6 protein-coding genes are annotated in these 3,962 nt (G+C 71.7%); 5 read left to right on the top strand and 1 reads right to left on the bottom strand.

All coding sequences use genetic code 11. The features are described 5' to 3' along the window. Positions 1-362 precede the first annotated feature (362 nt). On the top strand, positions 363-572 hold the full coding sequence (locus tag ACFUJY_RS35130) for a hypothetical protein (protein ID WP_383307249.1): 210 nt from the start codon (positions 363-365) through the stop codon (positions 570-572). A gap of 30 nt (positions 573-602) precedes the next feature. Continuing rightward, positions 603-1,298, top strand: coding sequence for a type 1 glutamine amidotransferase (locus tag ACFUJY_RS35125; protein ID WP_383307247.1), 696 nt, complete (start codon positions 603-605; stop codon positions 1,296-1,298). Between the two features lie 57 nt (positions 1,299-1,355). Here ACFUJY_RS35125 and ACFUJY_RS35120 read toward each other — a convergent pair whose 3' ends face one another. Then, positions 1,356-2,015, bottom strand: a complete 660-nt coding sequence (locus tag ACFUJY_RS35120) for a DUF6461 domain-containing protein (RefSeq protein ID WP_383307245.1) — start codon at positions 2,013-2,015, stop codon at positions 1,356-1,358. Between the two features lie 149 nt (positions 2,016-2,164). Here ACFUJY_RS35120 and ACFUJY_RS35115 point away from each other — a divergent pair, with 149 nt between their 5' ends. Genes ACFUJY_RS35115 through ACFUJY_RS35105 form a run of 3 tightly spaced genes read left to right on the top strand, consistent with a single transcriptional unit; the run spans position 2,165 to position 3,854 of the window. Beyond that, complete coding sequence (locus ACFUJY_RS35115) at positions 2,165-2,686, top strand: helix-turn-helix transcriptional regulator (protein WP_383307244.1); 522 nt, start codon at positions 2,165-2,167, stop codon at positions 2,684-2,686. After that, on the top strand, positions 2,686-3,345 hold the full coding sequence (locus tag ACFUJY_RS35110) for a glyoxalase (RefSeq protein ID WP_383307242.1): 660 nt from the start codon (positions 2,686-2,688) through the stop codon (positions 3,343-3,345). Before ACFUJY_RS35115 ends, ACFUJY_RS35110 begins: the two co-directional genes overlap by 1 nt. Positions 3,346-3,392: 47 nt before the next feature. Beyond that, entirely contained in the window at positions 3,393-3,854 is a 462-nt protein-coding gene (locus tag ACFUJY_RS35105) for an iron chaperone (RefSeq protein ID WP_383307240.1), read from the top strand. Positions 3,855-3,962: the final 108 nt, after the last annotated feature.

Genomic DNA, 3,962 nt, shown 5'->3' with positions numbered 1-3,962 from the left:
CGACGTGCTCTGGGCGATGCTGCGTGACAAGAGGCTGTTCACCTCCGCCCCACCGGTCACGCAGACGGCTTGACTTCATCATTGAGATTCCTCCCTGGGATCTCGGCGGCACGGGCGTGATGGGGCGGTACACACCGCCGGACGTGCGAAGTCCGTTGCGGTGAGGGGGCGTTGCTCGTGGGAGCGCTCCCATAATGGGAGGGGTCCGACGCCCTGTCAACGGCGCTGGTACGGACCGGAGAAGCCGCTTCCCCACCTCGTCCGTGCCCCTTTCGCTTGATCGGCCGAATGGAGTCTTCCGGAACGGCGGTGCCCTTCTCTACTGTCGATGACCGGTTCATCCGGAACTTCTGGGAGATCACATGAAGCCTCAGATCTTGTCCTGCTATACCTGCGATTCCGAGGAGATGCACCGGCCTCTCACGGATGACGAGAAGGCCTGGCTGAGGGGTGAGACGGGGCGCACGAAGGTGGACGAGTTCTTCATGTGCGAGGCGGCGACCTGCCGCAATGTCCGCAGCGGATACGTCAAACGCCCGTTCCGTCCCGTCATCCGCATCCCGGCGCCCTGACGCCCCGGTCGGCGAGGAGGTGGAGGCCCGGTGTCCGCCCTGGTCGTGCAGAACACGGCACGCGGAGGTCCCGGGCGGGTCGGCGCGTGGCTGGGCGCGGCGGGGCTCGGCCTGCGGGTGCTGCGTCCGTACGCCGGTGAGGAGCTGCCCTCCGTTCTCGGGGGCCGGCCGCTCCTCGTGCTCGGCGGTGGCTTCCTTCCCGACGACGACGCACGCGCGCCCTGGCTGGCCGCCACCCGCCGCCTGGTGGGGCAGGCGCTGGCGGACGGCACCCCGATGCTCGGGATCTGCCTGGGCGGGCAGTTGCTCGCCCAGGTGGCGGGCGGCACCGTGCGTGCCGCGCACGGGAAACCGGAGTACGGCAGCACCCGCATCCGGCTGCGTCCCGAGGCCCTGGACGACCCGCTGTTCTCGGCGCTGGGGGGGACGGTGCCCGCCATCGAGCGGCACGTCGACGCGATCACGCGGCTTCCGGCGGACGCGGTCTGGCTCGCCTCCAGCGACGACTGCCCCTACCAGGCGTTCCGCGTGGGAAGCCGGGCCTGGGGCGTGCAGTTCCACCCCGAAGCGGAGGCCCGGGACATCAGCGCGTGGGACCGGGAGCGGCTGGCCGCCCAGGGCGTCGACCGGGACCGGCTCCACGCCCGGGCGATGGCCGACGAGCCGGCGGCGGTGGCCGCGTGGTCCGTGTTCACGGGGCGGTTCGCCGCGGTGTGCGGGACGTGACCCGGCCGGTACGGGCTGTGGGACGGCTGAGCCCCTGCTCCGTGGCGTTCCGGGTGCTCACGGCAGCCAGGCCGCATCCGACCGGCCGAAGAGTTCGGAGACTGGGGTGAGAAGCACGGTACGCAGAGGGGTGGTGAGCCAGGCGGGGTCGATGGATGCCCCCATCGTGTGCTCCATGAGCGCCAAGGACTCCGCACACACGGTTTCCATGTGGAATTCGATCCCTTCCGCCCAGACGGGGACGTCCGGCTTCGGGTCCATCCAGGCGGCGTCCTCGAGTACGAACGGGTCGAACGCGCCGTCCACACGGCCGTTCAGGGCGTGCGTCACCTCGTAGCGGGCGTTGACGTCCGCGTGGACACTGAAGAACTCTCCGCCGTCGGCCGAGGCCCGGCGGGCGATTTCCGGGACGCAGCCGTGGTACCCCGGTTCGAGGGCGATGACGTGCCGGCCGGCGGTCACCACGCCGAGCAGCGGGTGGTCCTCGTACAGGTGATGGGCCTGCTCGTCGGCGGCCTCGTCCCAGGTCATCAGCCGCGACGCCCCGGGGTCGCCGCCGAAGGCCCGTATGACCTCGTCCTCCGTCTTCCCCGCTATGACGGAGAACGTGAACGTGAGCGCCCACTCGTCGGCATCGGCCCACGCGTAACGGGCGACGGCCTCCTGCCACTTCGCCGGGTCCGGTCGCTGCGCGGCCCGGGGCACGTCGCGTGTCATGACGCCGTACGCTACAAGGTCCGGCTCCGCCGTTGCGCGCGGCCACCACAGAGGGTCGGCGGGCGGCAAGGGGCCCCGCTCTGTTTCCCCGGCGAGCTCGTCAGGAATCGAGAAGCACGGGCCATCGGGGCCTGCCTAGCCTGCTCGACATGGACAACTCACCCACACCAGGGATCTCCGGGAAGCCTGCGCGCACCGAGGCGCGGCGCCCGGCCGACGTGGCGCGGCTGCGTCGCGTCCGCGACCGGATCGACCGGACCTTCGCCGCACCGCTGGACGTGCTGGCCCTCGCGCGCGGGGCGGACATGGCCCCCGGCCGCCTCAGCCGGCAGTTCCGGACCGTCTACGGGCAGTCCCCGTACGCCTATCTGACGGCGCGTCGCGTGGACCGGGCGACGCTGCTGCTACGGGGCGACCTCGGCGTCGACGCCGTGAGCGCGGCGGTCGGCTGCGCCACGCCGGGGATATTCACCACCCGCTTCACCGAGCTGGTCGGCCTGGCTCCGGAGCGCTTCCGCCGCCTCGCGGAGGACGCGTCCACCACCGCGGACACGGCCGTCGGCGCGGCGGTTGCGCCCGGCATCGAGGGGCTGCCGGCGTGCTTGGCGCAACAGGTCGCGAGAGCGGTCAGGAATCAAGAAGCCCCCGCACCGGCCCGGCCCCTAACGTGATGTTCATGGACACCACGACAGACACGAAGCCCGCCGCCTCCCTCTCCTCCGTCACCCTTGAGGTGTCCGACGTCGAGGAGGCCCGCCGCTTCTACGCCGCCTTCGGTGTGGACACGCACATCCGGCTGCGGGCCCGCGAGGCCCAGGACACCGGATTCCGCGGCTTCACCCTGGCGCTCACCGTGTCCGGGCCGGCCACCGTCGACGGCTTCGTCGCCGCCGCGGTCGACGCCGGAGCCACGGTGCTGAAGCCGGCCGCCAAGTCGCTGTGGGGGTACGGCGGCGTCGTCCGGGCCCCGGACGGGACGATCTGGAAGATCGCCACCTCGTCCAAGAAGGACACCGGTCCCGCCACCCGCGAGATCGACGAGTTCGTGCTGCTGCTCGGCGTGCAGGACGTGAAGGCCACCAAGCAGTTCTACGCGGACCGGGGCCTGTCCGTGGGCAAGAGTTTCGGCGGGAAGTACGCCGAGTTCCTGCCCGGCGAGGCCACCGCCGTCAAGCTGGCCCTGTACAAGCGCCGCGCCCTCGCCAAGGACCTCGGCGTCCCGGACGACGCGGCCGACTCCCACCGCATCGTGCTCGGCGGCACCGCCGGGGCCTTCGCCGACCCGGACGGCTTCACCTGGGAGCCCGCCGCCTCCGCCGACCACGCCTGACCCCGCACACCCGCTCCGCTCTGCCCCGTACGAAAGGAACCCCTGCCATGACGACCTCGAAGTCCACCGAGAACTACAGCGGATTCACCGCCGAGGAGCGGGCCGCGATGAAGGAGCACGCGCGCGAGGAGAAGAAGGCGGCTTCGCGGCGCGGCGCGTCCCGGGCCGAGAAGGAGGCCGCGGCGGAGCAGGACGTCCTCGCGAAGATCGCCGAGATGCAGGACGCCGACCGCGTGCTCGCCGAGCGCATCCACAAGATCGTCAGGGAGACCGCTCCGGAGCTGGCGCCGAAGCTCTGGTACGGCATGCCGGCGTATGCCAGGGACGGCAAGGTCGTCTGCCACTTCCAGAGCGCGGAGAAGTTCAAGTCGAGGTACGCGACGCTGGGCTTCAGCGACCAGGCCGCGCTGGACGACGGCGTGATGTGGCCGGCCGCGTACGCCCTGACCGAGCTGAACGCAGCCGCCGAGGAGCAGATCACCGCGCTGGTCCGGAAGGCGGCGGGCTGAGCGTCCGTCACGGCCCTCGGCCGACCCCTGCCGCCCGGACCAACGGGGTCCGGGGGGAGGGGTGGGCCGGCGGGTGGGACATGGGGCCAAGGACCTGGGGGGGGATGT

This window comes from Streptomyces sp. NPDC057249 (assembly GCF_042669245.1).
Classification (GTDB): Bacteria; Actinomycetota; Actinomycetes; order Streptomycetales; family Streptomycetaceae; genus Streptomyces.
This window is presented reverse-complemented; position numbering and strand designations above follow the sequence as displayed.